Raw genomic sequence first — 26,772 nt, 5'->3', positions numbered from 1 at the left:
AAAAAAGCCCGCAGTTACGCGGGCTTTGAGGCTTCAGGTGCTGGCGGTTGCCAGTGCGGGCGTTACTCCCACTCAATCGTCGCAGGCGGTTTACCTGAAATGTCATAAACCACGCGTGAGATGCCGTTCACTTCGTTGATGATGCGGTTGGAGACGCGGCCGAGGAAGTCGTACGGCAGGTGCGCCCAGTGGGCCGTCATGAAGTCGATGGTTTCGACAGCACGCAGGGAAACCACCCAATCGTATTTACGGCCATCGCCCATCACGCCAACGGAGCGCACCGGCAGGAACACGGTAAAGGCCTGGCTGACTTTGTTGTACAGATCGGCTTTACGCAGCTCTTCGATAAAGATGGCATCGGCACGGCGCAGCAGGTCGCAGTACTCTTTCTTCACTTCACCCAGTACGCGCACGCCCAGACCCGGGCCCGGGAAGGGATGGCGGTACAGCATGTCGTAAGGCAGGCCGAGTTCCAGACCGATTTTACGCACTTCATCTTTGAACAGCTCTTTCAGCGGCTCAACCAGGCCCATCTTCATCTCTTTCGGCAGACCGCCCACGTTGTGGTGCGATTTGATCACGTGCGCTTTACCGGTAGCTGAAGCCGCCGACTCAATCACGTCCGGATAGATGGTGCCCTGCGCCAGCCACTTCACGTCGGTCAGCTTCAGTGCTTCTTCGTCGAACACTTCCACGAACACGCGGCCGATGATTTTACGTTTGGCTTCCGGATCGTTCTCGCCCGCCAGCGCGTCGAGGAAGCGCCCTTCTGCCGCAACATGCACGATGTTCAGACCAAAGTGGTCGCCGAACATGTCCATCACCTGCTCAGCTTCATTCAGACGCAGCAGTCCGTTATCGACGAACACACAGGTCAGGCGCTCACCAATCGCGCGGTGCAGCAGCATCGCGGTCACGGACGAGTCCACGCCGCCGGACAGGCCGAGAATCACGCGGTCTTCACCTACCTGTTCACGGATGCGCTCTACCGCATCTTCGATGATTTTGGCTGGCGTCCACAGCGCTTCACAGCCGCAGATGTCGCGCACAAAACGCTCCAGCATGCGCAGGCCCTGACGGGTGTGCGTCACTTCCGGGTGGAACTGCACGCCGTAGAAACGCTTCTCTTCGTTGGCCATGATGGCAAACGGGCAGCTTTCGGTACTGGCAACCGTCACGAAGTCTGCCGGGATCGCCGTGACTTTGTCACCGTGGCTCATCCACACGTCGAGCAGCGGTTTGCCCGCCGCGCTGATGGCATCTTCGATATCACGCACCAGCGCGCTCGGGGTTGTCACTTCAACCTGCGCGTAACCAAATTCACGCTCGTTCGAGCCTTCAACCTTACCGCCCAGCTGCATCGCCATGGTCTGCATGCCGTAGCACACGCCCAGCACCGGCACACCAGCGTTGAACACATATTCCGGCGCGCGCGGGCTGTTGTGCTCGGTGGTGCTTTCCGGACCACCGGACAGGATGATGCCGTTCGGGTTGAACTGGCGGATTTGCTCTTCGGTGACATCCCACGCCCAGAGTTCGCAGTAGACGCCCAGCTCACGCACGCGGCGCGCGACCAGCTGCGTATACTGAGAACCAAAATCGAGGATCAAAATACGATGTTTATGAATATTTTCAGTCGTCATTGAGGCGTTTCCATTGGGATGGACTTAATAATAAAAGCGCCCGGCTGGAGCCGGGCGGGAAATCTTACGGGATTATGAACCCATGCGGTAGTTCGGTGACTCTTTGGTAATGGTCACATCGTGCACGTGGCTTTCGTTGATCCCGGCGCCGCTGATGCGCACGAACTCGGCTTTGGTGCGCAGATCGTCGATGGTCGGGCAACCGGTCAGGCCCATGCAGGAGCGCAGGCCGCCCATCTGCTGGTGCACGATCTCTTTCAGGCGGCCTTTATAGGCAACGCGCCCTTCGATACCTTCCGGCACCAGTTTGTCGGCGGCGTTATCGCTCTGGAAGTAACGGTCAGACGAGCCTTTGGACATCGCGCCCAGTGAACCCATACCGCGGTAGGATTTGAACGCACGGCCCTGGTAGAGCTCGATTTCGCCCGGCGATTCTTCGGTACCGGCCAGCATGGAGCCAACCATTACCGCCGACGCACCCGCGGCGATGGCTTTGGCGATGTCGCCAGAGAAACGGATACCGCCGTCAGCGATGACCGGAATACCGGTACCTTCCAGCGCTTCAACCGCGTCGGATACTGCCGTGATCTGCGGTACGCCAACGCCGGTAACGATACGGGTAGTACAGATGGAGCCCGGGCCGATGCCCACTTTCACCGCGCTCACGCCCGCGTTAGCCAGCGCCAGTGCGCCTGCACCGGTCGCCACGTTGCCGCCGATGATTTCGAGGTCCGGATATTTTGCGCGGGTTTCACGGATACGCTGCAGCACGCCTTCAGAGTGGCCGTGCGAGGAGTCGATCAGCAGCACGTCAACGCCCGCAGCGACCAGCGCATCAACGCGCTCTTCGTTGCCGGCACCGGCACCCACTGCGGCACCGACGCGCAGACGACCCTGCGCATCTTTACAGGCGTTAGGTTTACGCTCGGCTTTCTGGAAATCTTTAACGGTAATCATGCCCAGCAGGTGGAAGCTGTCGTCAACAACCAGCGCTTTCTCGACGCGTTTTTCGTGCATTTTCTGCAGCACGACTTCACGCGCTTCACCCTCTTTCACCGTCACCAGGCGCTCTTTCGGCGTCATGACCGCGGTCACCGGCAGCGTCATATCGGTCACGAAGCGCACGTCACGACCGGTAATGATGCCCACCAGCTCGTTGTCGGCGTTGACCACTGGGTAACCGGCGAAGCCGTTACGTTCGGTCAGCTCTTTCACCTCGGCCAGCGTGGTGGTTGGCAGCACGGTCTGTGGCTCCGTTACGACGCCGCTTTCGTGTTTTTTCACCTTGCGAACTTCATCCGCCTGGCGCTCAATCGACATGTTTTTGTGGATAAAGCCCAGACCGCCTTCCTGCGCCAGCGCAATCGCCAGACCGGCTTCGGTTACGGTGTCCATCGCTGCAGACAGCATAGGAATGTTGAGACGGATGTTTTTGGTCAGCTGGGTGCTGAGATCGGCCGTGTTGGGTAAAACAGTGGAGTGAGCGGGAACGAGCAGGACGTCGTCAAATGTGAGGGCTTCTTTCGCGATTCTTAACATTGCAATATCTCCACCTGGGGCGTTTAAAACAGATAAAATATTGCCGCGGCATTATACAGGCCGAAATCGGTTGCCTCCAGTGTTTTTTCGGAAAAAGTCTTGATCCTCCGGGGCAGGCATGTAGTATCGGTTAATTAACCCTCTGATTTGAAATTTGATCCTCATCACATGTCGCTACCGCCAACCGCCAATATTTTTACTGTCAGCCGCCTGAACACCACGGTGCGTCAACTGCTGGAAAATGAGATGGGCCTGGTGTGGCTCAGCGCTGAAATTTCCAATTTCACTCAGCCCGCTTCCGGTCACTGGTACTTCACCCTGAAGGACGATGGCGCGCAGGTGCGCTGTGCCATGTTCCGCAACAGCAATCGACGCGTCAGCTTTCGCCCGCAGCACGGTCAGCAGGTGCTGGTGCGTGCCAGCATCACGCTGTATGAGCCGCGCGGCGACTATCAGTTGATTATCGAAAGCATGCATCCGGCCGGTGAAGGGCTGCTGCAGCAACAGTTTGAGCAGCTGAAAGCCCGGCTGGCGGCGGAGGGGCTGTTCGACCAGCAGTTTAAACAGCCGCTGCCGGAGCCGGCGCGCCAGGTGGGCGTGATCACCTCTGCCACCGGCGCGGCATTGCACGATGTGCTGCGCGTGCTGCATCGCCGCGATCCCTCGCTGCCGGTGGTGATCTATCCGACCGCAGTGCAAGGCGTTGATGCGCCCGCCGCCATCGTGCGCGCCATCGAGCTGGCCAACCAGCGTGACGAGTGCGACGTGCTGATCGTCGGGCGCGGCGGCGGTTCACTGGAAGATCTGTGGAGCTTCAACGACGAGCGCGTGGCGCGGGCGATTTTCGCCAGCCGCCTGCCAATCGTCAGCGCCGTTGGGCATGAAACCGATGTCACCATCGCCGACTTTGTTGCCGATCTGCGCGCGCCGACGCCTTCTGCCGCTGCCGAGCTGGTGAGCCGCAACCAGATCGAGCTGCTGCGCCGTTTGCAGTCTCAGCAGCAGCGCATGGAGATGGCGATGGACTATTACGTGGCGCAGCAGCAGCGCCGCTTCACCCGGCTGCAGCATCGTCTGCAACAACAGCATCCGCAGCTGCGCCTGGCACGCCAGCAAACCACGCTGATTCAGCTGCAGCGTCGTCTGCAGGAAGCGGTCGACCAGCGGCTGCGCCTGGCGCATCGCCAGCAGGACCGCCTGCTGCAGCGCCTGCAATCCCAGCAGCCGCAGGGACGTATTCTGCGCGCTCAGCAGCAGTTACAGCAGTGGCACTACCGGTTGCAGCAGGGCATGGAAAAACAGCTCAATCACAGCCGGCAGCGTTTTGGTACGCTGGCAGCACAGCTGGAAGGCGTAAGTCCGCTGGCGACACTGGCGCGTGGCTTTAGCGTCACCACCGATGCTCAGGGCCAGGTGGTGAAAAAGACCCGTCAGCTGCATACCGGCGATCTGCTGCGTACCCGGCTGGATGATGGCTGGGTGGAGAGTCAGGTGACGGCGTTACAACCACAGAAGGCGCGCAGCCGTAAGGCGTGATAATCTTTTCAGCCGCATAAATGGTTGATAACCCCCCGTAAATCGCGCGGGCTGCAGACGCAGCGGCGCGCGATTGATAAGCGGGTCTATACTTTCTGACATACCCATCCGTCAGGGAGTCCGACATGCCTTACAGCGTTATTCCTCCGTATATTCTGCGAAACATCATCGATAACTGTTCCGGCGCACAGCAGGATTACGCGCGGCGCACTCTCACCCACGTGCAACAGCTGATGGCGGAACATCCTCACACCGCCAGCGCAGCCAGCACCGCGCAGCCCGGCAGTGTTTTGCGTGCTATCTACGACGCGGGTAATACGCAAAATCTGCCCGGCACCCTGATCCGTGAGGAAGGCCAGCCCGGTAACGGTGACGTTGCCGCCGACGAAGCGTGGAACTATCTCGGCATCACCTATGATTTCTACTGGCAGATCTACCAGCGCAACTCGCTGGACAATAAAGGCCTGAAACTGGATGGCACCGTGCATTACGGCAAGGAGTACCAGAACGCCTTCTGGAATGGCCAGCAGATGGTATTTGGCGACGGCGACGGTGAGATCTTCAATCGCTTTACCATTGCCATTGATGTGGTCGCGCACGAGCTGACGCACGGCGTGACCGAAACCGAAGCCGGGCTGATTTACTTCCAGCAGGCGGGTGCGCTCAACGAATCGATGTCCGATGTGTTCGGCTCGCTGGTGAAGCAGTATCACCTTAAGCAAAGCGCCGATCAGGCCGACTGGATCATCGGCGAAGGGCTGCTGGCGGCGGGTATTAAGGGCAGCGGCCTGCGCTCGATGTCCGCGCCCGGTACCGCCTATGATGATCCGCTGCTCGGCAAAGATCCGCAGCCTGCCGATATGGATCACTATATCGACACGCGCGAAGACAACGGCGGCGTGCATCTTAACTCCGGCATACCCAATCGCGCCTTCTATCTGGCAGCGACCGCGCTAGGCGGCTTTGCCTGGGAACGGGCCGGTCAGGCATGGTACGACACGCTGTGCGATAAGGAATTGCCGCAGGATGCCGATTTCAGCACCTTTGCGCGCTTTACCGTACAGCATGCCGCAAAACGTTTTGATAATACGGTGGCACAGGCGATCCAATCCGCGTGGCACGAGGTAGGTGTAAGGTGAATATTCAGCTGACCGATGACGCCATCATTGAGCTGGCGCGTGAAGGCGGCATTGCATTTATCCCCGGCCTGCGCAGCGAGCGGCGATTTGCGCTGGCGCAGCTGCCGGAACCGCAGAAGCAGCGCGTGTGCAACGTGCTGGAGCAGGCGCTGCCGCTCGGTGAGCCGGAGGAACAGGCCGCCAGCATCGGGCGCGGCGACCAGCGCTATTTCCGCATCCAGATTAGTTACGCGACCCACCGCGAAGCCGGAACGATTGTGATCCTGATTCCGGAAAACGTTGCGCCTCCTGAATTGCAGGCGCTGTGGCGCGATGGCGAAGAATAACTTAGACAGTTCCCACAGCATCGCCGTAACTGACTGACTATACTGGATAACGTGGCTAGCTAGTCCACATCAAAGAAAACACCCTTAGATGAGGTCTCTGCTATGACACAAACCAAGCAACGAGGCGGTGCCGGGAACTTTGCAGAGGACCCGGAGCGCGCCAGGGAAGCCGGTAGCGCGGGCGGCAAAGTCAGTGGGGGCAATTTCAGGAACGATCCTGAGAGAGCCAGGGAAGCTGGAAGAAAAGGAGGTCAAAAAAGCCGTCGCCCCTCTAAGCAGAAGTAAGTAAGGATCCTTACAGGAAGGAGTACGCCACGGAAGGTTAATAAAAAAGGCCGACATCATGATGTCGGCCTTTCTTTTACTGCGGCTTACTTGCTGTCGGGCAGCGCGTAAGCAATCACGTAATCACCGCGATCCGGTGACTGACGCGCACCGCCTGCGGAGATCAGGATGTACTGTTTGCCGGTTTTCGGCGAAACATAGCTGATTGGTCCGCCCTGGCTGCCCACCGGCAGACGTGCTTTCCACACTTCTTTACCGGTTGAGCTGTCGAAGGCGCGCAGGTAGTAATCCTGGGTGCCGGCAATAAATACCAGACCGCCCTGGGTTGCCAGCGTACCGCCCAGCGTCGGCATACCGACCGGCATCTGCGCATGCATTTTGATACCAAACGGACCGGTATCCTGCACCGTACCCACCGGCACCTGCCACACAATCTGACGGGTCTTCATGTCGATGGCCGACAGCGTACCGAACGGCGGTGCCTGGCATGGAATGCCCAGCGGCGACATGAAGCGGTTTTTGTTAACTGCGTACGGCGTGCCTTTCAGCGGTACCGCACCCATGCCGGTGTTGATGGCTTCACCGCCGTTGCTGGCAGCCGATTTGGTGGTGTCCTGCGGAATCATCTGCACCCACAGGCCAAGGCGCATATCGTTGACGAACATGTACTGGTTGTTCGGATCGAACGAGATGCTGCCCCAGTTCATGCCACCGAGCGAGCCCGGGAAGCTGAGCGAAACATCGGTGTCCGGCACGGTGAACAGGCCGTCATAACGCATGCCTTTAAAGGCAATACGGCAAGCCAGCTGGTCAAACGGCGTGGCGCCCCACATGTCTGATTCGGTCAGTTTCTGATTGCCAATATTTGGCATTTCTACCGAGTGCGGCTGAGTTTTGGTGTACTGCTCGTTCGGGATATGGCCCTGCGGCATCGGCAGCTCTTCAACTTTGGTCAAAGGCTTGCCGGTCAGGCGATCCAGCACCCAGATCATGCCGGTTTTCCCGCCGATCACCACCGCAGGTTTGGTGGTGCCGTCCTTCATCGGGAAGTCCACCAGGCTCGGCTGCATTGGCAGGTCGAAGTCCCACAGGTCATTGTGGACCGTCTGATACACCCACTTCTCTTTACCGGTGGTGGCATCCAGCGCCAGCACCGACGCACCATATTTGTGGTCCAGCGCGGTACGGTTGGCACCCCACAGGTCCACCGACGAGCTGCCCATCGGCAGGAACACGGTGTTCATCGCCGGATCGTAAGAGATTGGCGCCCATGAGTTTGGCGTGCTGCGGGTGTAATCCTGACCCGGCATCAGCACAGCATTCGGATCTTCATTGCCCGGGTCAAACGCCCAGCGCATCTGGCCGGTGATGACGTCGAAGCCACGCAGAACGCCGCCAGGCATGTCTGTCTGGACGTTATCCGCAACGCGACCGCCTACCACGACCGTGGTGCCCGCCACCTGCGGCGGCGAGGTCAGCTGATATTGCGGGTCCGGCGCGCTGCCAAGACCTTGCTTCAGATCGACCACACCGTGGTTGCCGAAGTTTTCACACAGCTCGCCGTTATCGGCATTGATGGCAATCAGACGTGCATCGATGGTGTTCATCAGGATGCGACGCTGGCAGCTATCGCCCGCCGCCAGCGTTACCGCTGGCACCGGCGTGGAGCCCGGCTGCGTTGGCTGCTGTACCGGTTTGGTGGCATCAAAGTACGCCAGACCACGGCAGCGGTTCCACACCTGCGCCTGCGCATTGATTTCGCGCTTCCAGATCTGCTTACCGCTGTCAGCTTCCACCGCAATCACGTTGTTGTGCGGCGTACACAGATACAGGGTGTTACCCACCTGCAGTGGCGTTTCCTGATCTTCTGCACCGTTACCGGTCGGGCTGATCGGCGTGTCGCCGGTATGGAACGTCCAGGCAACCTGCAAGTCTTTCACGTTGTCGCGGGTAATCTGGTCGATAGCGGCAAAACGGTCACCCTGCGGCGTACGGCCGTAGCTGCTCCAGTCCTGCTGCGGTTTGCTTTTATCTACCGGGATCAACGGCAGCTGCTTGCCGGTGAAAGCCACAGTCGGATGCGGCTGGAACATCTGGACAAAGGTGACCATCATACCAACGGCAATCACTGCTGACAGCGCATACGAAAGCTTCGCCAGCGAGGCCTTGCCTTCACGCTTACGCAGCGCCGGCCAGGTAATAAACGCCAGCACCATCAGGCCGGCCGGCACCATCAGGCGCGACACCAGCGGCCAGAACTGCCAGCCAGCATCGTACAGCGCCCAGATCAGCGTGCCGGCGAAGACCAGAATAAACAGCGTAACCGCCGAGGATTTACGGCGAAAGAACTGAATCGCCGACAGTAACATGACGATACCGGCAATGAGGAAGTACCAGCTGCCGCCCAGGGCCACCAGTTTACCGCCGCCGATCGCGAAGAACAGGCCGATCGCCAGCAGGACCAGCCCGAATAACACGGACCAGAGACTCAACCCTTTACCGGGACGAGCGGAATTTTCTGCCATAACACAAACTCTCCTGAAAAAATAACGCGTGGCGGCCGGAATGCGGGAGCAGCCGGTCAATGTCCTCCTGGCTGAGCAGGGACAGGAAGTTATCCGTTACGCTTTATTTTATATCTGTTGGTACGGGAGCTACGCCCGTTATGCAGCGCTTGTGAGCGAGGCCGCAGGATCAACATCCGCTGGCATTCGCGACAAGGCGGGCAGGATTGTACCATCCGGTACAATTAAAAGTGAACATCCATAACGCGGTAGTTACTGGGCAATAGCATTTTTGCTACAAACGCAGCGCGAAGCGAGCAGCCAGTGCCACTTCGCGCTATCGCAAACCCTCATTCCCTGACGTCTTCCGGGCGATAATGCACGCGTCTGCTGGAGATCAGGCCGTGACCGTGGGTACAGAAATAATCTATGGCACCGCACGCCTTCAGCACCTGCAGCGGCTGCTGGCAGTCGGGACAGCAGGCCAGCGCGGTGAAATGACGCTGGCAGTGCGGGCAATCGAAGCGCTGTTCGCTGTAAGTGAGCGGTTGCTGACAGTGAGGGCATGGGGTGAGCATGATGACTCCGGAATCGTGGCTGAGGATCGTGATAAACCGGATGTTACGCCAAAAAAAGAGGGCCCATCCGGGCCCTCATCATGTTTAGCGTTTGTTTTTCTTCAGATGCGATATCAGACGCTTACGCTTACGCTGCTGGGTTGGCGTCAGCAGGTTACGTTTGCCCGCATACGGGTTATCGCCCTCTTTAAACTGGATGCGAATCGGCGTTCCCATCACGTTCAGCGAGCGGCGGAAGTAGTTCATCAGGTAACGCTTGTAGGAATCCGGCAGATCCTTCACCTGATTACCGTGAATCACCACAATCGGCGGGTTATAACCACCGGCATGCGCGTATTTGAGTTTCACGCGGCGACCACGCACCAGCGGCGGCTGATGGTCGTCAGCAGCCATGTTCATGATACGCGTCAGCATGGAGGTATTTACGCGTTTGGTCGAGCAGTCATACGCTTCGGTCACGGATTCAAACAGGTTGCCCACGCCGCTGCCGTGCAGTGCCGAGATAAAGTGCACGCGCGCGAAGTCGATAAAGCCGAGACGGAAGTCCAGCGTCTCTTTCACTTCATCTTTAATCTCCTGCGACAGGCCATCCCACTTGTTGACCACAATCACCAGTGAGCGCCCACTATTCAGGATAAAGCCGAGCAGCGACAGGTCCTGATCGGAAATGCCCGCGCGCGCGTCAATCACCAGCATCACCACGTTGGCATCTTCAATCGCCTGCAGCGTTTTGATGACGGAGAATTTTTCCACCGTATCAGTGATTTTGCCGCGCTTACGCACGCCCGCGGTATCAATCAGGATGTACTCGCGGTCATCACGCTCCATCGGAATGTAGATGCTGTCGCGCGTGGTGCCCGGCATGTCGTACACCACCACACGGTCTTCACCGAGGATACGGTTGGTGAGCGTTGACTTACCTACGTTCGGACGCCCGACAATCGCCAGTTTGATCGGCAGACCGATCGGATCGAAGGCTTCTTCCTCTTCTTCCTCCAGCGCTTCACCGTTCTCTTCGGCGGCTAACGCGGCCCAGTAAGCTTCGTTTTCGTCCTCTTCGCTGACTTCCCGCGGCGCGATGTCATCCATCCACGGCAGCAACGCGGTTTCCAGCAGGCTGGTGACGCCACGACCGTGCGACGCGGCAATCGGGTGAATCTCACCCAGGCCGAGCGCGTAAAAATCCAGCACCGCAGCATCCGGATCGAGACCGTCAGTTTTGTTGGCAACGAGGAACGTCGCTTTATCGCGCGAACGCAGATGATTGGCGATCTGCTGATCCGCCGGCATGACGCCAGCACGCGCATCAACTAAAAACAGCACCACATCGGCCTCTTCAATCGCCAGCAGCGACTGCTCCGCCATGCGGTTTTCCACGCCTTCCTCGGTGCCATCAATACCGCCGGTATCGATAACAATAAATTCGCGCCCTTCCACTTCGGCGCGACCATATTTGCGATCGCGAGTCAGTCCAGGGAAATCGGCCACTAACGCATCACGTGTGCGCGTTAAGCGGTTAAACAGCGTGGATTTCCCCACATTGGGACGCCCAACCAGCGCGACCACAGGTACCATAACACTTGCCTCAGTTTTAAAAATAAATCGCCCGAATGGCGTGATTATAACGGCATTTGCCGTCAGGTTCAGGCCGCAGGCGCCAAGAATATCATGCCTGACTAAAAACAGAACGGCCCCTGACGAATCAGGAGCCGTATCAATGCGTGCGAAACGCTGCCCGTCGGGCCATCGCCTTAACGGGTGATGGCGTAGACCTCACCGCCTTTCGCCTGGATCAGCAGCTTGTCACCAGCCACGACCGGCTCGGTCTGGAAGCCATCGCTGTCCAGTTTCTGCTGCGCCACGAAGCGGCCGTCCAGGGTGTTGATCCAGTGCACATAGCCTTCGCTATCGGCGACCACCAGGTAACCGTTGAACAGCACCGGCGACGTCAGGTTACGGTGCAGCAGATCGCTCTGACGCCAGATCGCCACGCCGCCATCGGCGTTGAGCGCAATCACGCGGTCATCCTGATCCACCAGATAGATGCGACCGGCATCGACGATCAGATCTTTGACGCCGCCGATTTCACGCTTCCACAGAATCTGACCGGAACGCAGATCCAGCGCCGTCAGGTTACCGTTGTAGGCCAGCGCATAAACCACGCCATTGACGATCACCGGCGTGGTGTCGACATCGTTAAGACGATCGATCTCGGTCGCGCCGCTTGGCTGGGAGATACGCTGCTGCCAGATCAGCTGACCCTGGTTCATGATCACCGCGCTGACGCGACCATTATCGCCGCCAACAATCGCGCCGCCGAACGCTACTGCCGGCGCCGATTCACCGCGCAGCGACAGCGCTGGCATATCCAGATTCACGCTCCATTTCACCGCGCCGCTGCTCTGATCGAGCCCCTGCAGCATACCGTTGCTGGTGTGAATCAGTACCAGACCATCGCTGACCACCGGACGCGACAGCGCTTCGCCAGCCACTTTGGTCTGCCAGGCAATGTTGCCGTCGCTGCTGTTCAGGGCAAATACCTGTCCCCGCTCGCTACCGATGTAGAGGCGATCGCCATTGGCCGTGATACCGCCAGACAGCAGTGCCGAAATGTTTTTCGAGAAGAAGCCGGTCTTCTCAGAGAGGTTCACTTTCCACTTCTCTTTGCCGTTGCTGGCGTCGAGCGCTTTCACGATACCGAAGCGGTCGGCGGCATACACGGTGCCGTCCTGCCAGGCGGGATGCAGATTGGAGTAGAAATCACCCACGCCGTCACCGACCGAGGTGCTCCACGCGGTTTCCGGCGTGAACTGGTTTTCAACCTTCGGCAGCGGGGCCATTTTCACTACATCTTCTTCGCCGCTGAACAGCGAGCAACCGCTGAGCAGAGTGACTGACATCAGCCCTGGCAGCAGGTATTTACGTAATTCCATGTGCGCTCTCTTGACTGGCTTAACTTAAGTTATTCATCTTCATCTGCAGCATCTGCTTCAGCGCAGGAGAAGCCTGCGATTCCGCACCTTTGCTCCAGGCATCGCGGGCGCCCTGCTTATCGCCTTTGCTCAGCAGTGCTTCGCCACGAATGTCCGCCACAATGGCTGTCCAGCCATCACCCTTTACATTGTTCAGGGTAGTAAGGGCGGCATCGGCCTGATTTTGCTGCAGTTGAATGCGTGCCAGACGCAGGTTGATCACCGCCTGCAGATTGGCATCTTTGGTGTCTTTCAGCCCGCTCTGTAACAGCGTGATGGCTTTGTCTAACTGATTGGCGGCAACGTACTGTTTAGCCAGATCCAGCGCGGCCAGCGCACCGTAGGTGTTGTTGTTCTCGCTGGCGAAGCTGGCGACCGCTTCCAGCGTCTGCGGCTTGTCTGCCTGCATGGCACTGGTCAGTTGCTGATACTGCGCCGACGCGGCTTTGTCCGCTCCTTCCTGATGGCTGCTCCAGAAACGCCAGCCACCCAGTGCAGCGATACCGACGATAACCCCGACCGCCAGCGCTTTGCCATTATTGGCAAAGAAGCGACGCAGCGCATCAACCTGTTCGTTTTCGTTGCTGTAAACTTCCACGCAATCCCTCTCCTTAAAATGCCTGTTGCAGTGCTGCGCTTACTGCAGCAGCGTGTGCAGCGTCGCGGCGGCGTCGCTCTGCGCCAGCGTCTGCTGATCGCCGGTGCGCAGGTCTTTAATCACCACCTGGCCCGCTTTCACTTCGTCTTCGCCCAGCACCAGCGCAATGCGTGCGCCCCACTTGTCTGCACGGGCAAACTGCTTCTTGAAGTTACCGCCGCCGAAGTTGGTCATCAGCTTCAGCGCCGGGTCGGCATCACGCAGTTTTTCCGCCAGTTGCATCGCGGCGGACTGCACGCCCTGCCCCGAAGCGATAACATAGACATCAACAATGCGCGTCGGTTCAAATTCCGGATTCACCGCCTGCACCAGCAGCACCAGACGCTCGAGCCCCATGGCAAAACCGACCGCCGGTGTCGCGCGGCCGCCCAGTTGCTCCACCAGACCATCATAGCGACCGCCGCCGCACACGGTGCCCTGCGAGCCGAGGCTGCTGGTCACCCATTCGAACACGGTGCGGTTGTAGTAGTCGAGGCCGCGCACCAGGCGCTGATTGATGCGATATTTGATGCCGGCATCGTCGAGCAGCGCGCACAGGCCGCTGAAGTGTTCACGTGACTCCTCGTCGAGGAATTCACCCAGCGTCGGCGCGTCGTTCAGCAGCGTCTGAATATCCGGATTTTTGCTGTCCAGCACGCGCAGCGGATTGGTATACATGCGGCGTTTGCAATCTTCGTCCAGCACCTCTTTATGCTGTTCGAGGAAGGCCACCAGCGCGCTGCGGTAGTTGGCGCGTGCTTCCAGTGAACCGATGGAGTTCAGTTCCAGCTCAACGTGGTCAGCAATACCCAGCGCTTTCCACCAGCGATGGGTCAGCATGATCAGCTCGGCGTCCACGTCCGGCCCCTGCAAGCCAAACACTTCCACACCCATCTGGTGGAACTGGCGATAGCGCCCCTTCTGCGGACGCTCGTAGCGGAACATCGGACCGATGTACCACAGGCGCTGCTCCTGATTGTACAGCAGACCATGTTCGATACCGGCGCGCACGCAGCCTGCGGTGCCTTCCGGACGCAGCGTCAGGCTCTCGCCGTTGCGGTCTTCAAAGGTATACATCTCTTTTTCAACCACGTCGGTGACTTCACCGATCGCGCGGCTGAACAGTGGGGTTTGCTCGACGATTGGCAGACGGATTTCACTGTAGCCGTAGCTGGCCAGCACCTGCTTCAGGGTGCCCTCAATACGCTGCCAGATGGCGGTATCTGCCGGCAGGTAATCGTTCATCCCGCGAATCGCTTGAATATTCTTCGCCACGTTAGAATCTCTTAATACAAAAAAACCTGTCCGGCATCATACCTTATGAGGATGAAACCGCACAGGTTCAATCACAACTGGCGTGCGCCGGGCGCACACCGTCCTTTATTTTTCCAGCTGCTGCACGTTGATGCGGCGGCTCTCGTCCAGCATGGTGGCTTTCGCACGGATGCGCGCTTCCAGCTGATCAATCATGTCATTGTTGTCGAGGCGATCGCGCTGACGCACGCCATCTTCGTAGAAACCGCTTTTCTTGTTGCCGCCGGTGACGCCGAGCGTCGAGACCGTGGCTTCGCCGGGACCGTTCACCACGCAGCCAATGATCGAGACGTCCATCGGCGTGATGATGTCTTCCAGCCGCTCTTCCAGCGCGTTCACCGTGCCAATGACGTCAAACTCCTGGCGCGAACAGGTCGGGCAGGCGATGAAGTTGATGCCGCGTGAGCGGATGCGCAGTGATTTCAGGATGTCGTAGCCGACTTTAACCTCTTCAACCGGGTCAGCGGCCAGCGAAATACGCAGCGTATCGCCAATCCCTTCCGCCAGCAGCAGACCAAGGCCGATCGCTGATTTCACCGCTCCCGCACGCGCGCCACCAGCTTCGGTGATGCCAAGGTGCAACGGCTGATCGATGGCTTTTGCCAGCAGACGGTAAGATTCCACCGCCAGGAACACATCGGAGGCTTTGACGCTCACTTTGAACTGGTCAAAGTTGAGGCGATCGAGGTGATCAACATGACGCATCGCAGATTCGAGCAGCGCCTGCGGCGTTGGCTCACCGTATTTTTCCTGCAGATCTTTTTCCAGCGAACCGGCGTTAACGCCGATACGGATCGGAATATTGTGGTCACGGGCGCAATCCACTACCTGGCGAATACGCTCGTTGTTACCGATGTTGCCCGGGTTAATGCGCAGGCAATCGACGCCGTACTCGGCCACTTTCAGAGCGATGCGGTAGTCAAAGTGAATGTCCGCTACCAGCGGCACGTTGACCTGCTGCTTAATCAGTTTGAAGGCTTCCGCCGCATCCATGGTGGGCACGGACACACGCACGATATCCACGCCGACGCGCTCCAGCTGACGGATCTGATTCACCGTGGCTTCGACGTCCGTGGTACGGGTGTTGGTCATTGACTGAACGGCGATAGGCGCGCCATCGCCAACCGGCACCTTGCCGACGTAAATACGTGTAGATTTGCGACGGATAATGGGTGCTTCGTTATGCATATTCTCTCTCCACAATTACCCGGAAAGCGCGCTGCGCGTTATTGCGCACCCAGCGTCAGACGGGCAACCTGGTTATTACGGATAAAACGACTTAAATCAACGGGCTGATTCTGATATTGCACGTCAACCGCACCCGGAGCGCCAATTTTCAGACGATACGGAGCAGTGCCGGACAGGCTGAGTTTACCGCCGCTACGTTGCAATCCGCTGAACAGCTTCTTACCGGTCGCATCGGTGACTTCCAGCCAGCAGTCAGCTTTGAAGTTCATCACCACGGCGTTAGGATCGCCCGCGGGCTGGCTGACGGCAGCGGTACCGGTTGGCATTGAGCCTGCCGGCACGCTGTTGGCCGGCGCCGGTGAGGTGGCCGCTGGCGGTGCGTTGTCAATCGGCGCCTGGCTCGGCGACACCACCGCGTTGTCGCTGCTGGTTGCCGTGTTGCTGCTGGTCGCTGCTGGCGCACTGCTGGTACTGCCAGCGTTGTCTGGCGTGCTGACCGCACCGGCACCGGTGTCAATCGGCGTACCGGCCGCGTTAGTGTCGCTGTCGGTAGTGCTGTCCGTGCTGTTGTCACCCAGCGGAATCGACTGGCTGTTGTCGCTGCTGCTGCCGTTCTGGTCAGCCATCGACACCAGATCCGCCTGCGAGGCTTTATGGTTCTGCCACCACCAGGCGCCGGTCAGGCCGACCACCACGAAAATCACCAGCCAGGTGAAGATCATCAACCAGCCGTCACGCTTTTTACGACGCTTACCCAGTGAGAAGCTCTGCATCGGCTCAATTTTCGCCGCACGCACCGGAGCCTGCTTCGCCATCATCGGCAGCAGGTCATCTTCAGGTACATGCACCAGACGCGCATAAGAGCGAATGTAGCCGCGCAGGAAGGTCGAGGCCAAATCCGCCGGGGATTTATCCTCTTCAATATCACGCACGGTAGAAAGTTTCAGGCACAGGCGCTCAGCGACGTTTTGCTGGGTCAGCCCCATCTGCTCACGGGCCAGACGCAGGCGTTCACCTGTGGAATGTACTGCAGAATTCTCTTGAGTGGCTTCAGTATTCATTAGCTAAATAACGCTGGTACTGTATCGATTGTGGAAAACTTCGCGCCAACCGGTCGCCATAACGTGTAACGTCAGCAGCGTTTCCCTGTTGCGCGGCGAAACGTATCTGTAACCCCAGACTCTCTGCCGTTGCCGGCAAATGCTGATGGTAAACTTCTAAAAGCAGCGGCACTGAAGCCCACTGCTGCTGTTCAAGCCGTCGTTCCACTTCCGTCAGCAGCATACTGCCCTGCTCCGGTGCGGCATCCAGCGCGAGATCGAACTGCTGGCGCGCGGCGCGATCCTCTCCCGCCTGCAGGTAACAATAGCCCGAAAACAGCAGGGCATCCTGAGCGGCATCGCTGTGCTGCGCTTCAGTTGCCAGCTTAAACTGTTGATGCGCTTCGTCATACTGCCTCAAACCGCAGAGAAACGCACCGTAATTGTTAGCCACATAACCATTCAGCGGCGCTAACTGCTGCGCGCGCTGGTAGTAATGGCGCGTCCGGGCGTTATTCTGCTGTGCCTGCGCGACGCGCGCAAGCGCCAGCGGCACCCGGTAATCGCGCGGCGCGGCCTGCTGCGCGCGCAGCAAATTGCGCTGCGCCGCGGCATAATCCTTCACCGCCAGATAGTGCAATCCCAGCTGCAGCCGGATATCGGCCGCGCCGTGCCGCGCCGGTGCTTCGACACACCCGGTTACAACAAAGCCGACCAGCAGCGCGGCGGGTAATCCTTTACGCATCTCAGTCTCTCCCTGTCAGTTCAGCGCAGAGACTGCCACGCCTGATGCCCGATGCGTAGCAGCGGGCGCGATCTTTCAGAGCGCCTTCACAGAGATGGCTTCACCGGCCATTTTTTTACGCAGCGTACGCTTGGTGCGGTCGATAACATCGCCGGCCAGCTGACCACAGGCGGCATCAATGTCGTCGCCGCGCGTTTTACGCACGATGGTAGTGAAACCGTACTCCATCAGCACTTTGGAGAAGCGGTCGATACGGCTGTTCGAGCTGCGGCCATACGGCGCGCCCGGGAAGGGGTTCCACGGAATCAGGTTGATCTTGCACGGCGTCTCTTTCAGCAGCGCCGCCAGCTCGTGCGCATGCTCGGTGCTGTCGTTGACGTGATCCAGCATCACGTACTCAATCGTCACGCGGCCCTGGTTGGCGTTGGATTTGCCAATGTAGCGCTTCACCGCCGCCAGGAAGGACTCGATGTTGTACTTTTTGTTGATTGGCACGATGTCGTCACGAATGGTGTCATTCGGAGCGTGCAGCGAAATCGCCAGTGCCACGTCGATCATATCGCCGAGCTTATCCAGCGCCGGCACTACGCCCGAGGTCGACAGCGTCACGCGACGTTTGGAGAGACCGAAACCGAAGTCATCCAGCATGATCTCCATCGCCGGCACCACGTTGGTGAGGTTGAGCAGCGGCTCGCCCATGCCCATCATGACCACGTTAGTGATCGGACGCTGGCCGGTCACTTTAGCGGCACCGATAATTTTTGCCGCGCGCCATACCTGACCAATGATTTCAGACACGCGCAGGTTGCGGTTAAAGCCCTGCTGCGCGGTCGAACAGAATTTACACTCCAGCGCACAGCCTACCTGCGAGGAGACGCACAGCGTGGCGCGGTCGGCTTCCGGGATATACACGGTTTCCACCAGCTGATCGCCGACGCGAATCGCCCACTTAATGGTGCCATCGCTGGAGCGCATCTCTTCCGCCACTTCCGGCGCACGAATTTCAGCGCGCTGCATCAGCTTGCCGCGCAGCACTTTGTTGATGTCAGTCATCTGCTCGAAATCATCGCAGCAGTAGTGGTACATCCACTTCATGACCTGATCGGCACGGAACGGTTTTTCGCCCATGTCGACAAAGAATTCGCGCATCTGCTGACGGTTAAGATCCAGCAGGTTAATTTTTTCGTTTTTTGGGGAAACAACCACGGGGGAAGCGGACGACGGCGTCACAATCTGTTCGGACATAATGTTCTCTGGCCTCGTTATTACACGTTACGGCTCTGGTTAAGAATAGGAAAAAAACAGCGCCCTCGCTGAGCGAGGCTCAACAAGGGCGCATAATTGTACTACATCTGCTGCGTGATGCCAGGGGAACGTCTCAGCCACCGGTTACAAGGTGTAAAGACGCCTGTCCGCATCCGCTACCGCGCACTTAGCGGGTACGTGGGCAGACTTCGTTTTCTGCGAAGAAGTAAGCGATTTCGCGTGCCGCAGATTCTGCAGAGTCAGAACCGTGGGTGGCGTTTTCGGTGAAGCTGTCTGCATAGTCAGCACGCAGCGTACCGGCCAGCGCGTTGTCAGGGTTAGTTGCACCCATCAGATCGCGGTGACGCTGGATAGCGTTTTCGCCTTCCAGAACAGATACCACAACCGGGCCAGAAGTCATGAACTCAACCAGACCATCAAAGAATGGACGGCCTTTGTGCTCCGCGTAGAAGCCTTCAGCCTGCTCTTTGGTCAGGTGCAGCATTTTCGCACCAACGATTTTGAAGCCAGCGCTTTCGAAACGGTTGTAGATAGCACCAATCACGTTCTTAGCGACGGCGTTTGGTTTGATGATGGAGAAAGTGCGTTCGATTGCCATGATTACCTCTGATTAGCATCCTGAAGAAACCGGGAACCCGCTCCCGGTAAGAAAACGCGCCGATTATAGGGAGATCGGCGCGCCTTGCCTATGAGTGAAGAGAGGAATTATTGAAAATAATTGATTTCTGTCGGGGCAAACACGCAAAAAATATGCCATAGCGCTGCGTTTAGCCACGCGTGAACGACACCGAAGCCAGCTGCCCGGCCTCATCCATCACCACCAGCTGATAACGACCGGGCTCGCGCAGCACCAGCGAGGCGCTGCTTTTTCCCGCAGCAAGCTCCACCGGCTGCCCGTTTAAAAACCACCAGCGCTGCGTACCCTGCCCGCCCTGCACCGCCACCGGCAGCAGCAATACGGCCTTACCAGGCAGCGGCTGCACGCGCTGGCCATTGATCACGCCGGTCACCAGCAGCGGCGCGCTGTCCCCCTGATTCAGCGGCGGGCAGGTCGCATCCACTGGCGGCAGGCGCTGCGCCCGCCGTTCGCCCGGTGGCAGCCATGGCTCGAGCGGCAGCGGCCACATCACGCGTTCCCGGCTTTGCGCATCCGGACAATCCGCCGCCACGCGCAGCCCTTTGCTGTTTTGCCAGAAGCGCTGGCGTAAGCCATTGACGCCCTCCTGACCCGGCGCCAGCAGCGTTGGCGGCACGGTCTGATTCAGCACCCAGCTGTAACGCCGCTGCCGGCAGTTCTCGTCGCCGGCGGGCAACGGCTGACCGCCGGGCCAGCAGATACTGACGGCGCTGACCGTCGCCGGGCGCGGATCGCCGCGCACGCCGCGCGCCGGCAGGTGTCCCGCCAGCAGGTGATTAACCTGCTGCATCACCGGCACCGCCGACGCGTAACCGAACTGGCCGGCAACCGGTGTGGCATCCGGCCTGCCCACCCAGACGCCAATCAGATAGCGCGGCGTGATACCGACGCTCCAGGCATCGCGATAACCGTAGCTGGTGCCGGTTTTCCACGCCAGCGGCACGATATCGGCGACCGCCCCGCTGGCGGCAGGCTGTGCCTCACCGGCGAGAATGCGGCGCACAATCCACGCCGCGCCGGGCGACAGTAACGGGCGCTGCAGCAGCGGCTGCTGTGGCAGCCAGCGCAGCTGTGCAGCATTACCGTGGCGGGCAAAGGCGCTGTAGGCGGCGACAATGTCGTCCAGCCGCGCGCCGGTGCCGCCCAGCACCAGCGACAGATTCGGTTCACCGCCCGCCGGAAAGCGCAGATTCAGGCCGACGTTGCGCAGCCGCGCGGCGACGTTTTTCGGACCAAGCGCCTCCAGCAGCTGCACCGCCGGCAGATTGAGCGAACGCTGCAGCGCTTCGCTGGCGCTGACCGGGCCGTGAAAGCCGCTGTCGAAATTGCCGGGACGATAGTCGCCAAAGCGGCGTGGCACATCCTGCAGCAGCGATTCGCCATGAATCAGGCCATCATCCAGCGCCATGCCGTAGACAAACGGCTTGAGCAGCGATCCCGGCGAACGCACGCTGGCAATCATATCCACATGGCCAAAGCGGCTGTCGTCATTGAAAGACACCGAGCCGACGTAGCCGCGCACCTTCATGCTGCTGTGGTCGACAACCAGCAGTGCCAGCGAGGTGCGCGGCGGCAGCCGGGTTTGCAGCGACGCAGCGAGGTTCTCCAGTTCACGCTGCAGCGACACATCCAGCGTGGAGGTAATTTTGCTGTCGGGCGACAGCGACAGCAGCCGGCGCGCCAGCAGCGGTGCCAGCTGCGGCAGCTGGCGCGGCGGCAGCCATACCGGCTCCTGTTTGATTTCGGCGACGGTCTGCGCTGGCCACACCTGATACTGCGCCAGGCGATCCAGCACTTTATTGCGGGCAGCTTCAGCGCGCTGCGGCCAGCGGTCCGGACGCAAACGGCTGGGTGCCTGCGGCAGCACCGCCAGCAGCGCCGCCTCGCCGCGGGTAAGCTGCGAGGCCGGTTTGCCCAGCCACATCCAGCTGGCAGCGCCGATGCCCTCAACCGTGCCGCCAAACGGCGCGCGGTTGAGATACAGCGTGAGGATCTCGCGCTTCGACAGGTGCCACTCCAGCTGCAGCGCGCGCCACGCCTGCACCACTTTGCCACGCAGGGTACGCGGCTGCGGATCAATCAGCCGCGCCACCTGCATGGTCAGCGTGCTACCGCCGGAGACAATGCCGTGCTGCAGCAGGTTTTGCCCGACGGCGCGCACTATCGCCAGCGGATTAATGCCGGGATGGTGCCAGAACCAGCGGTCTTCGTAGGTCAGCAGCGCCTCGATATAGGCCGGTGACACCTCGTCCAGCGTCACCGGATAGCGCCACACACCCTGTCGATCGGCAAAGCGCCACAGCGGCGTGCCATCTTCCGCTACCACCACCCGCGCCGGCTGTAACTGGCGCAGCGGCAGCGGATCGAACCGGTCCAGCAGCCATACTGCGCCCACCAGCAGCAGTAACAGCAGCGCCAGCCCGCACAGGCGTCGGTGGCGCTGCGTCACGGGCGCTTAACGCACATGAAGTTTTTCCGGCGTGGTGCCGATGGCGCGCCACGCGGGCACATACATCGACTCCACCTGCGGTGGCGGCAGACGATAACTGCCCGGCGTCACCGCGCGCGCCAGATACAGCAGCGTGCCGGGCGTGTAGCCATCCAGCGCCAGCGCGGCGACAAAGCGGTCGTCGCGGAACTCAAGATGTTTAATGTTGGCCTGCTGCATGTCCATCATGCTCTCTTTCAGCGCATCGGCACTGTCGCCCAGGCTGGCGCTGCTGTCGCTCAGGTTTTGATTTTCCAGCTCCAGCCCGGCCGGCAGCAGATCCACCACCAGCGCATCGCTGACGCGCTGGCTGGCGCCCACCTTCAGCCGCACCACCAGCAGCTCACCGCTCTTAAGGTTATTGAGATCGGCCGGTTTGCCGTCCAGCGTGAAGTATTCGCGACTGATGCTAAGCACGTTGCTGACCGGTGACGGCGCAGTGCGCGGATAGCCGACCACATTGAGCGTGCCGTACAGCGGCGACGGTGTGTCGCTGGTCACCGTCAGGCCCTGCTGCAACTGCTGCGCGCTCAGCCCGAGACTCAGCGGCCGATCGCTGCGCAGCGGCTGGTCCTGCAGCGTGGCCTGCCAGGTCTCACCCTGATGCTGCTGCAGCGTCCGCGCGGCGAGGAACAGCGCATTGTTCTCCTGGGTAGAGAACCAGCGCTGCCCGTGCAGCGTTTGCGCCAGTTCAATCAGCAATGGCCCCTGCTGCGCCGGCAGCAGCTGATTTTCCGTCAGCAGCGCCAGCGTTAGCGCGCGGTCACGCAACGGACTGCCGTAATCGCCCAGCCACATGTCAGGCTGGCGTTGCAGCGCGATGCCCTGCATCAGCGCCAGCTGCGCGCGCTGCGTATCGCCCATCTGCTGCAGCGCCACGCCAAGCTGCACCAGCGCCAGTCCGGACTTCGCCTGGGCGCGTTGGTCATACAGCGCCCGCAGCGCGCCGAGCGGCGCCTGCTGCTGACGCGCCAGTACCAGCCCCGCGTAGGCCTGCACGCTAAAACGCAGCGCATCGGCATCGCTGCTCCAGCTGGTTTCGATTTGCGCCGGATCCTGCAAATAACGCAGCAGGCGCTGGTCGGCGCGATTAATCACGCCCTCCGGCACGCTGTAACCCGCTTCGCTGGCGCGCAGCAGGAAGTCAGTGACGTAAGCGGTGAGCCAGAACTCCTCGCTGCTCTCTTTGCTCCACAGGCCAAAGCTGCCGTTACCGCGCTGCATGCCGGCCAGGCGCGCAATGCCGGTGTCAATTGCCGCGCGGCGCGCCTCATCACTGCTGGTTTTGATGCCCATCGCGCTGAGCTGGGCGTGATTAGTGAAGAGTGAAGGCCAGATGCCGCTGGCGGTCTGCTCCAGACAGCCATAGGGATAAGCGTAAAGCTGGCTGATGTAGCTGGCGATATTCAGCGGCGGCTGAGAACTCAGCGACAGCTGGCCACTCAGCGTGCTGGCCTGCAGGCCGTTGAAAGCACTCGCCATCACCTGCCAGCGCTGCCCGCTGTTCATTACGTTATCGAAACTCAGGGTTTGCGCCGGATAAGCCGGACGCACGCCAATCTTCCAGCGGCGCACGCTCGGTGCCAGCGTCTCGTTCGGCAGGCTCAGCCCCGAAACGGTCACCTGCACGTCGCCCTCACCAAAACCGTCCTGCGCTTTAACCGGGATCGCCAGCGTGGTCCGCGCCCCTTTCGCCAGCTGCACCCTGGCCGGGATTTGGCCGTTGAGTGCAATCAAGCCGCTGGCGTTAACCGCGACGTTCAACGTTTGAGGTTGATCGGTGAGGTTGGTCAAATCCAGCGCCAGTGTTGATTGATCGCCGCTGGCAAGAAAGCGCGGCGTCGCCAGTTCGCTTACCAGCGGTGCGGCGACCACCATTTTACGATCCGCCGCGCCGAAACTGTCTTCGCTCCACACCTGCGCCATCAGCCGCAGCTCGCCGTTGAAGGCCGGTACCGGCAGTTCCACCGTGCCCTCGCCGCTGGCATCCAGCGTCACCGGCTGCAGCTGCTGCGCTACAATCTGCGCCTCGGTGACCGGCTTTTTGCCGCCGCGCGACAGTGCATCGGCATCATCCCCGTCACCGCCAAAACGCAGCGCCGCCAGTTTGCCGCCGCCCTCAATCAACTGCCCGAATACGTCATATTGATCGGCGTTGTAGCGCTTGCGGCCAAAGAAGCCGTTCCACGGATCGGGGGTGGCATAGTCGGTAATGCTCAGCACGCCGCTGTCCACCGCCGACAACAATACCTGCACCTGCTGCGGCAGCGCACCGCCCTCGCGGCGGGCTTTAACCTTGACTTGCACGGTTTGTTCCGGCCGAATCCTGTCCGGTGCCTCAAGCGCCAGCGTCAGGCGGCGCGCGGCGGTTGCCATCGGCAGATGCAACAAGCCGACCGCGCGTTTTGGCGTGGTGCCGTTCGCTTTGTCGCCGTCGCGCACCACAATCGCGCTGAGATACAGATCGTGGCGTTTCCACTCCGCACTGACTGGCACATCAATGGTTGCGCCGCCCGCCGGCACATCCAGCGGTTGCCACCACAAGGTGCCGCTGCTCGACTCCACCAGCAGATAGCCTTTGCCGGCCGCCGGGGATTCCACCGTGACACGCGCGGTGTCGCCGGGTTGATAGGCGGCTTTGTCGATCTTCAGTTTGACCTGATCCGGACGCAGCGCGCCGGTGCCGTTGGTGTTGTCCTGCCACCAGTAACCTGCCTGGAAACGCACGCTGCTGACGATGTTGTCACCGGCATGCACTTCAAGACGATAGGTGCCCCACTCTACCGGGAAACTGACTTTCTGGCTGCCGCCCGCCGCAATGCTGATGCGCTGCTGCTCTTCCTGCAGATCTTTCTGGTCAAAGCGTGACTGCCAGCCTTCGCTGTCAGAGAAGCTCCAGAAGTAGTCGCGACGTTCGTGGATCAAACGCACATCAAGGTCCTGCGCCGCCAGCTTTTCGCCCTGCGCATTGGCGTACACCACGTCAAATTCGGCGAGGCTGTTTTCCGGCACGGTTGGCTCGTCGTTATAACGATCGGTGCGATAGTCGTACACTGATTCGCTGTTAAACAACGGACGTATGCCCGGCAGCGCTGGCGCAGGCCAGATCGCTTGCGTGGCGCGCCGCGTTACCGGACGACCGCCGGTCTCCAGCAGGCTGGCCTGCAAAATCAGGTTGAGCGGAGAGTGGCTCTCCGCCCAGCTGCTTTCGACCTTAAGCTGCAGCCTGCCGCTGTCGTCCAGCTTTTCATCCACATCATCAAGGCTACGTTTCAGTTCCTCAGTGATGTCGCCAAACTGATAACCTGGCAACGCAGCGACCGCTTCACGCGCCGGACGCAGGAACAGCTGGCCCTGTAATTCATTGCCTGCCGCTGGTGCGCCATACAAATAGCGACCTTCGATATCAAAGGTGACGTCGGCATCTGGCGACAGTGGCTGAGTGTTGCTTTTAAGCGACAGCGCCATCCGTTCGGGCAGGAAATCTTCTACATTGAACGGCCAGGTGCGCGGCTGGTTGTCGCCGCTGTTAATACGCAGCGTCCATTTACCGGTCATCGCCGAGGCCGGTAAGGCAAAACGTTGTTGATAAACGCCGTTCTCTGGCTGCCAGACGAAGGTTTGTGCCACTTCACCATTCGGCTGCACCACTTCAGCTTTCACCGGCTGCGGCGGCAGTGGTTTGCCATCGGCATCGCGCAGCAGCGCATTAACGATGACCGTTTCGCCGGGGCGATAGAGATCGCGCGGGCCAAAAATGAAGAACTGTTTGTCGTAGCCTTGCGGGCCATCAATCGGGAATTCGGCGAGATCCAGCGCCGGGCGGTTAAGGTCGATGAGCGAAGTCTGGCCTTTACTGGTCGCCAGCAGCAGCTTGCCTTTGGCGTTAGCCGCTAAACGCAGATGACCCTCGCTGTCGCTGCTGCCAGTCGCCAGCTGTTGGCCTTTCTCATCCAGTAGCTGCACGCTGACATCCGCCAGCGGATCGCCACTGGCGAGGCTTTGTGTAAACAGTTCCAGTTGGGTGGGAAAACGGTGCAGCGACAGACCAATGTCGCTCAGGGTGAACAGTGTCGCCGGTTGCGTGTAGTTGTAGGTGCCGGCCTGTTTCATCACCGCCAGATAGACACCCGGCTGTTTCAGCGCCGCGACGTCGCCGAGCGGCAGCTGCATTTTTTCCCGCGTATTGCGTGCCGGGTTGAGATCGAAGCGGCCGCTGTAAACCAGATCGGCGTTTTTCAGCAGATCGCGCGATTCCCAGTACGACAAATTATTGCCGTAATTCCACTGGGCGAGAAAATCCGCCAGCGTGGCATTTTTCACCCGGAAGAAATCAACATCGATCTGGTTAACGTTGAGCGCCAGCACCGGCAGTCCCTGCGCCAGGCGCAGCGGCAGCAGCGAGCCACGACTGGCGAAACCGACCATCGGCTGGATGTCGCGCGTGGTGAGTGTCTGGCTGAATGGGCTGGCTAAGGCACTGCCATCCGCGGCCTTCAGGCCGGCATTGACGGTGACGGTGAGCTTGCGCGCTGGCTGCGGATGGCGGAAGCGCAGCACTTTGCCGTTCTGCGCCAGCTCCCAGCCTCCGTCGACCTTACCGCTGCTGTCGTCGGTGAGGCTGATCCAGTGGTTGAAATCCTGCTGACCGTCGAGCGCGCGGTTGAAGGTCAGTACCAGCGCCGCCGCGCCGTCCAGCTGCAGCTCGGAAAGGTCGATCACCGCGAGAGCGCGTGTCGCGGCCTGCGGCGCAGGCGTATCAGCCGCCTGCAGCGACGGCTGCGCGCCGCCCAGTAATGCGCCGCCGATCAGCACGCTGAACAGCAGTCGTTTTACACATCTTGCCATGGTAATTCCCTCACCAGCCCCAAAAGGTTAAACGTGTTGTGCTGCGCAATTTCACATCAAGCCGCCAACTTTAGCAATGTTACCCTT

19 protein-coding genes are annotated in these 26,772 nt (G+C 60.0%); 4 read left to right on the top strand and 15 right to left on the bottom strand.

Annotated elements, in window-relative coordinates:
* Positions 1-62: 62 nt before the first annotated feature.
* Complete coding sequence (guaA, locus tag AC6I79_RS05355) at positions 63-1,643, bottom strand: glutamine-hydrolyzing GMP synthase (RefSeq protein WP_021506569.1); 1,581 nt, start codon at positions 1,641-1,643, stop codon at positions 63-65.
* A gap of 72 nt (positions 1,644-1,715) precedes the next feature.
* Positions 1,716-3,182: an IMP dehydrogenase gene (gene guaB / locus AC6I79_RS05350; protein WP_021506568.1), complete on the bottom strand. Its 1,467-nt coding sequence runs from the start codon at positions 3,180-3,182 to the stop codon at positions 1,716-1,718.
* Positions 3,183-3,350: 168 nt separating this feature from the next.
* Here guaB and xseA point away from each other — a divergent pair, with 168 nt between their 5' ends.
* From xseA to AC6I79_RS05330, 4 genes are all read left to right on the top strand, one after another.
* The gene (xseA, locus tag AC6I79_RS05345) at positions 3,351-4,718 is read left to right on the top strand and encodes an exodeoxyribonuclease VII large subunit (RefSeq protein ID WP_058781809.1); all 1,368 of its coding nucleotides are present in this window, start codon (positions 3,351-3,353) and stop codon (positions 4,716-4,718) included.
* A 125-nt stretch (positions 4,719-4,843) separates the two neighbouring features.
* On the top strand, positions 4,844-5,857 hold the full coding sequence (locus AC6I79_RS05340) for a M4 family metallopeptidase (RefSeq protein ID WP_021506566.1): 1,014 nt from the start codon (positions 4,844-4,846) through the stop codon (positions 5,855-5,857).
* Positions 5,854-6,183 (top strand): protealysin inhibitor emfourin, encoded by a 330-nt coding sequence (locus AC6I79_RS05335; RefSeq protein WP_021314501.1) that lies wholly within the window; start codon positions 5,854-5,856, stop codon positions 6,181-6,183. Before AC6I79_RS05340 ends, AC6I79_RS05335 begins: the two co-directional genes overlap by 4 nt.
* A 102-nt stretch (positions 6,184-6,285) precedes the next feature.
* A complete protein-coding gene (locus AC6I79_RS05330; RefSeq protein ID WP_071813581.1) occupies positions 6,286-6,468 on the top strand; it encodes a con-10 family general stress protein in 183 nt (60 codons plus the stop codon).
* Positions 6,469-6,554: 86 nt separating this feature from the next.
* Here AC6I79_RS05330 and AC6I79_RS05325 read toward each other — a convergent pair whose 3' ends face one another.
* The 13 genes from AC6I79_RS05325 to AC6I79_RS05265 form a co-directional block, all read right to left on the bottom strand.
* The gene (locus AC6I79_RS05325; protein ID WP_498027609.1) at positions 6,555-8,993 is read right to left on the bottom strand and encodes a glucose/quinate/shikimate family membrane-bound PQQ-dependent dehydrogenase; all 2,439 of its coding nucleotides are present in this window, start codon (positions 8,991-8,993) and stop codon (positions 6,555-6,557) included.
* 329 nt (positions 8,994-9,322) lie between these two features.
* A complete protein-coding gene (locus tag AC6I79_RS05320; RefSeq protein WP_132464726.1) occupies positions 9,323-9,550 on the bottom strand; it encodes a zinc ribbon domain-containing protein in 228 nt (75 codons plus the stop codon).
* 84 nt (positions 9,551-9,634) lie between these two features.
* Positions 9,635-11,125 (bottom strand): ribosome biogenesis GTPase Der, encoded by a 1,491-nt coding sequence (gene der / locus AC6I79_RS05315; RefSeq protein WP_498027608.1) that lies wholly within the window; start codon positions 11,123-11,125, stop codon positions 9,635-9,637.
* A gap of 176 nt (positions 11,126-11,301) precedes the next feature.
* On the bottom strand, positions 11,302-12,483 hold the full coding sequence (bamB, locus tag AC6I79_RS05310) for an outer membrane protein assembly factor BamB (RefSeq protein ID WP_021506562.1): 1,182 nt from the start codon (positions 12,481-12,483) through the stop codon (positions 11,302-11,304).
* Positions 12,484-12,502: 19 nt separating this feature from the next.
* Entirely contained in the window at positions 12,503-13,120 is a 618-nt protein-coding gene (locus AC6I79_RS05305) for a YfgM family protein (RefSeq protein ID WP_021506561.1), read from the bottom strand.
* 39 nt (positions 13,121-13,159) lie between these two features.
* Complete coding sequence (hisS, locus tag AC6I79_RS05300; protein ID WP_058770848.1) at positions 13,160-14,434, bottom strand: histidine--tRNA ligase; 1,275 nt, start codon at positions 14,432-14,434, stop codon at positions 13,160-13,162.
* A 105-nt stretch (positions 14,435-14,539) separates the two neighbouring features.
* The gene (gene ispG / locus AC6I79_RS05295; RefSeq protein WP_021506559.1) at positions 14,540-15,661 is read right to left on the bottom strand and encodes a flavodoxin-dependent (E)-4-hydroxy-3-methylbut-2-enyl-diphosphate synthase; all 1,122 of its coding nucleotides are present in this window, start codon (positions 15,659-15,661) and stop codon (positions 14,540-14,542) included.
* A 38-nt stretch (positions 15,662-15,699) separates the two neighbouring features.
* Positions 15,700-16,722 carry a cytoskeleton protein RodZ gene (rodZ, locus tag AC6I79_RS05290; RefSeq protein ID WP_150058768.1) on the bottom strand — a complete coding sequence of 341 codons (1,023 nt, stop codon included), beginning with the start codon at positions 16,720-16,722 and terminating at the stop codon, positions 15,700-15,702.
* Positions 16,712-17,446: a type IV pilus biogenesis/stability protein PilW gene (gene pilW / locus AC6I79_RS05285; RefSeq protein ID WP_159378620.1), complete on the bottom strand. Its 735-nt coding sequence runs from the start codon at positions 17,444-17,446 to the stop codon at positions 16,712-16,714. The genes rodZ and pilW overlap by 11 nt, the downstream gene beginning before the upstream one ends.
* A gap of 75 nt (positions 17,447-17,521) precedes the next feature.
* On the bottom strand, positions 17,522-18,691 hold the full coding sequence (gene rlmN, locus AC6I79_RS05280; RefSeq protein ID WP_325971206.1) for a dual-specificity RNA methyltransferase RlmN: 1,170 nt from the start codon (positions 18,689-18,691) through the stop codon (positions 17,522-17,524).
* Between the two features lie 187 nt (positions 18,692-18,878).
* A complete protein-coding gene (ndk, locus tag AC6I79_RS05275; RefSeq protein WP_021506555.1) occupies positions 18,879-19,310 on the bottom strand; it encodes a nucleoside-diphosphate kinase in 432 nt (143 codons plus the stop codon).
* Between the two features lie 169 nt (positions 19,311-19,479).
* A complete protein-coding gene (gene pbpC / locus AC6I79_RS05270; RefSeq protein WP_498027607.1) occupies positions 19,480-21,798 on the bottom strand; it encodes a peptidoglycan glycosyltransferase PbpC in 2,319 nt (772 codons plus the stop codon).
* Positions 21,799-21,804: 6 nt separating this feature from the next.
* Positions 21,805-26,685, bottom strand: coding sequence for an alpha-2-macroglobulin family protein (locus AC6I79_RS05265; RefSeq protein WP_498027606.1), 4,881 nt, complete (start codon positions 26,683-26,685; stop codon positions 21,805-21,807).
* Between the last annotated feature and the right edge of the window lie 87 nt (positions 26,686-26,772).

This window comes from gamma proteobacterium symbiont of Scutellera amethystina, from assembly GCF_059730845.1.
The sequence above is the reverse complement of the archived record's forward strand: the minus strand, read 5'-3'. Positions and strand labels throughout refer to the sequence as shown.